Here is a 5,374-nt window from a genome sequence, read left to right as displayed (position 1 = left end):
GATCTCAGACTCAAAGGCCGCTGCCGAATCGACTAACAAATCGGCATCTGAATCACTTTCAAGTGCCGACGCTGCTTCAAACTCTGCAAGTACTGAAGTTTCGACTTCAGCTTCACAATCAAGGGCTGATTCATTAGCCGGCAACGATTCTGCAACAAAGTCAGCTTCCGAATCACTTTCAAGTGCTGATGCAGCATCAAACTCTGCAAGTACTGAAGTTTCAACTTCAGCCTCACAATCAAAGGCTGATTCACTAGCTGGCAATGACTCGGCAACGAAGTCAGCTTCTGCTTCACAATCAATTGCTGACTCAGAATCAAAGCTTGCTTCAGAATCTCTATCAAAGTCGATCTCAGACTCAAAGGCCGCTGCCGAATCGACTAACAAATCGGCATCTGAATCACTTTCAAGTGCCGACGCTGCTTCAAACTCTGCAAGTACTGAAGTTTCGACTTCAGCCTCAACTTCAAAGGCTGATTCACTAGCCGGAAATGACTCTGCAAACAAGTCAGCTTCTGCTTCACAATCAATTGCTGACTCAGAATCAAAGCTTGCTTCAGAATCTGTATCAAAGTCGATTTCTGATTCAAAGGCTGCTGTTGAATCAAGTAACAAGTCCGCGTCAGAATCACTTTCAAGTGCCGATGCAGCATCAAACAGTGCATCAACCGAGGCTTCAACCTCAAATTCACAGTCAACAGCCAACTCACAAGCCGGCAACGATTCAACGAACAAGTCTGCCTCAGAATCTCTCTCAACAGTTGATTCACAAAGCAAGGTCGACTCAGCCTCAACTTCAAAGGCTATCGCTGATTCGCAATCAGCTGCCGCTTCAACTGTAAAATCAGCTTCTGAGAGCCAATCAAAGACTGACGCAGCTTCAAATAGTGCATCAACCGAGGCTTCGACTTCAAGTTCACAGTCAACCGCCGATTCACAAGCTGGCAACGATTCAACGAACAAGTCAGCCTCCGATTCACTCTCAACAGTTGATTCACAACCAAAGGTTGATTCAGCATCAACTTCAAAGGCCATCGCCGACTCACAGTCAGCCACTGCTTCAACTGCAAAATCAGCTTCTGAAAGTCAGTCAAAGACTGATGCAGCATCAAACAGTGCATCAACCGAAACTTCAACTTCAGCTTCACAATCAACCGCCGATTCACAAGCTGGTAACGACTCGACGAACAAGTCTGCCTCAGAATCTCTCTCAACAGTTGATTCACAAAGCAAGGTCGACTCTGCATCAACTTCAAAGGCTATCGCTGATTCGCAATCAGCCACTGCTTCAACTGCGAAATCAGCTTCTGAAAGCCAGTCAAAGACTGATGCAGCATCAAAGACTGCCTCAGATACGGCCTCAACTTCAGCTTCACAATCAACCGCTGATTCACAAACCGGCAACGATTCAACGAACAAGTCTGCTTCAGAATCACTCTCAACGGTCGATTCACAATCAAAGTTTGATTCAGCATCAACTTCAAAGGCTATCGCTGATTCGCAATCAGCCGCCGCTTCAACTGCTAAGTCAGCATCTGAAAGTCAGTCAAAGGCCGACTTAGAATCAAACAGCCTTTCAACCGAAGTATCAACTTCTGGTTCAAAGTCAACTGCCGATTCGCAATCTGCTAACGCATCAACCGCTGATTCAGTATCTACTAGTCAATCAACTGCAGATGCAGCGTCAAAGACTGCCTCAGATACGGCCTCGACTTCAAAGTCACAATCAACGGCTGATTCTCAAGCCGGAAATGATTCCGCTGCAAAGTCAGCATCCGAATCACTTTCAACTGTCGATTCAGCATCTAAGCTTGCTTCTGACTCAACTTCAAAGGCCGTCGCCGATTCACAGTCAGCCGCGGCTTCAACTGCCAAGTCTGCTTCTGCAAGCCAGTCAAAGACGGATTCAGAATCACAGTCTCTGAGCCAGGCCGTTTCAGCTTCAAGTTCACAGTCAACTGCTGATTCACAGTCTGGTAACGGTTCAACAAACAAGTCAGCATCTGAATCACAATCAACTGTTGATTCACAATCAAAGGCTGCTTCGGAATCAACCTCAAAGGCCATCGCCGATTCAAAGTCAGCTACTGCCTCAACTGCGAAATCAGCATCAAAAAGTCAATCAGAAGGTGATTCTGTTTCTCAGTCAAATAGTGAAGTGGCTTCAAAGTCGGCATCACAATCAACTGTCGATTCACAATCTGGCAATGCATCGACAAACAATTCTGTTTCCGGATCACTTTCAACGGCCGACTCACAAAGCAAGCTTGCTTCTGATTCACAGTCAAAGGCCATCGCCGACTCACAATCAGCTGCCGCTTCAACGGCCAAGTCTGCATCTGAAAGCCAGTCAAAGACGGATTCAGAATCAAACAGTGTTTCAACTGCAGCTTCAACTTCAAAGTCACAATCGACTGCCGATTCACTTGCTGGAAATGACTCAGCAACTAAGTCCGCATCTGAATCACTTTCAACGGTCGATTCACAAAGCAAGGTCGATTCTGCTTCAACTTCGAAGGCCATTGCAGACTCACAGTCTGCCGCGGCCTCAACGGCAAAGTCAGCGTCAGAGAGCCAGTCAAAACTTGACTCCGAATCAAAGGCTGTTTCTGAATCAACATCGAAGTCAGTCGCTGATTCACAATCAGCTGCCGCTTCGACTGCCGGTTCAACTTCAGAAAGTCAGTCAAAGACAGATTCACAGTCAAAGCTAGCTTCTGAGTCAAGCTCAAAGGCCATCGCCGACTCACAATCCGCAGCTGCCTCAACTGCCAAGTCCGCATCTGAAAGTCAGTCAAAGACCAACTCAGAATCAAACAGTGCATCAAGTGCTGTTTCGACTTCACAGTCAAAGTCAACTGCTGATTCACAGGCCGGAAATGACTCAACCAACAAGTCCGCTTCCGAATCACTTTCAACAGCTGATTCACAAAGCAAGGTAGACTCTGCTTCAAGCTCGAAGGCAATTGCCGACTCTCAGTCCGCAGCTGCCTCAACTGCCAAGTCTGCATCTGAAAGCCAGTCAAAGACTGATTCAGAATCAAACAGCGCATCAAGTGCTGCTTCGACTTCGCAATCACAGTCGACAGCTGATTCTCAAGCTGGCAATGATTCAACCAACAAGTCCGCTTCCGAATCACTTTCAACAGTTGATTCACAGAGCAAGGTTAACTCCGCTTCAACCTCAAAGGCCATCGCCGATTCACAGTCCGCTGAAACCTCAACGGCAAAGTCAGCATCTGACAGCCAGTCAACTGCTGCCGCTTCATCAAAGAGTGCTTCTGAAACTGCGTCAACTTCTAGCTCAAAGTCAACGGCCGACTCACAGTCAGCCGATAACTCAACTGCTAAGTCCGCATCAGAATCTCTTTCAACAGCTGATTCAACTAGTGCCTCAGCATCTGGTTCGACTTCAAAGACCATCGCTGATTCGCAATCTGGTGACGCCTCGACAAGCAAGTCAGTTTCTGAATCTCTTTCAAGGGCTGATTCACAGAGCAAGCTTGCATCAGAGTCAACTTCAAAGACCATTGCGGATTCACAATCTGCCGATGCTTCAACAGCGAAGTCTGCTTCTGAAAGTCTTTCAAAGGCCGACTCACTTTCAAAGACGGCTTCCGAGAGCACTTCAGCAAGTGATGCTCTGTCAAAGTCAATTTCAAATTCAATCGTTGATTCGACGAATAAGTCGACTTCTGAATCTGAATCAAATGCAGCTTCAACGACTAAGTCAAACAATGATTCGACTTCAACTTCATTAAGTACGGTTGCTTCTGACTCCGCCTCAACTTCAAGTTCAACGGCTGCATCTGATAATGCTTCAACGTCAACGAGCCAGTCTGGATCACAGTCACTCGTTAATTCAACGGCAAAGTCAGCCTCAGAATCACTCTCAAAGACGGATTCACAAAGTCAGGCTGTTTCAGAATCAACTTCAAAGGTCATCGCTGATTCACAGTCAGCCGCTGCCTCAACGGTTAAGTCAAATTCTGAATCATTGTCACGAGTCGATTCAGCTAGTGCATCAACTTCTGCATCAAACTCTCAAGTTATTGCTGACTCACAATCGGCTGATGCTTCAACGGCTAAGTCAGCATCCGACTCGATTTCATCTTCAGATTCACTTTCAAAGAGTTTGGCTGAATCAAAGTTAGCTAGCGAATCGAAGTCACTTTCAGAAGCAAACTCAGAATCAACTTCTGCAAGTACTGTTGCTTCAAATTCTGATTCTCTTTCAAAGTCTGCTTCACAAGTTGCTTCAACAAGCACTTCAAGTTCAGACTCTGAAGTTGATTCAAAGAATGGAGATACTTCAAAGTCACTGAGTCAATCAAATTCAACGGTTGCCTCTGATTCACAGTCGGCCGATGTATCAACTCATAAGTCTGCTTCTGAATCACTTTCAAAGACAGATTCACAGAGTGCTCTTGCTTCTGATTCAACCTCAAAGAGTATTGCTGATTCACAATCAGCCGCAGCTTCTACTGTGAAGTTCGCTTCTGAATCATTGTCACGAGTTGATTCAGCAAGTACTTCAACTTCAGTTGCTAACTCACAGGCCATCGTTGATTCACAATCAGCTGATGCTTCAACTGCCAAGTCTGCCTCTGAAAGCAACTCACGTGCTGACTCAGTATCACGTTCTGAATCACTTGTGCAGTCAACTTCAACTAGCCAGTCAACAGTCGATTCAACCTCAAAGAGTTTGTCAGAATCAAAGTCTGCTTCTGAATCAAATTCAACGGTTGCAAAGGCTGCATCAGAATCGCAGTCAACGAGTGAATCAACTTCAAGTTCTGATTTGGCTTCTAAGACCGGATCAGAAAGTTTGTCAGCATCAGAATCACTGTCAAAGGTTGATTCACAAAGCGCTGTAGCTTCTGATTCAACTTCAAAGAGTATTGCTGATTCTCAATCTGCAGCGGCTTCAACGGATAAGTCTGCTTCTGAATCACTTTCAACAGTAGATTCAGCAAGCACTTCGATTTCAGTTGCAGATTCACAGTCAATTGTGAACTCACAATCCGCTGATGCTTCGACGGCCAAGTCAGCATCCGATTCAAATTCACAAGCTGATTCTCTATCTAAGGTGGCTTCTGAAACTCAGTCAACGAGCGAATCAACTTCTAGTTCTGATTTGGCATCTAAGACTGGATCAGAAAGCTTGTCAACTTCAGAATCACTTTCAAAGAGCTTGTCAGAATCAAAGTCCGCCTCTGAAAGTGAATCAACTGCGAAGTCCACTTCTGAAAGTGAGTCAACGGTAAAGTCAGCCAGCGAATCCGCTTCAACAGACAAGTCAACCTCCGAAAGCGACTCAACCGTAAAGTCCACTTCCGAGAGTGAGTCTACTGTAAAGTCAGCTAGCGAATCC

At 45.7% G+C, this 5,374-nt stretch carries 1 pseudogene; it reads left to right on the top strand.

The annotated features are described in order from the left end of the window. Positions 1-5,374, top strand: a pseudogene (locus ABSY64_RS07560) (accessory Sec-dependent LPXTG-anchored adhesin); the annotation flags it as partial.

It is taken from the genome of Eupransor demetentiae (assembly GCF_963930865.1).
GTDB lineage: Bacteria > Bacillota > Bacilli > Lactobacillales > Lactobacillaceae > Eupransor > Eupransor demetentiae.
The sequence above is the reverse complement of the archived record's forward strand: the minus strand, read 5'-3'. Positions and strand labels throughout refer to the sequence as shown.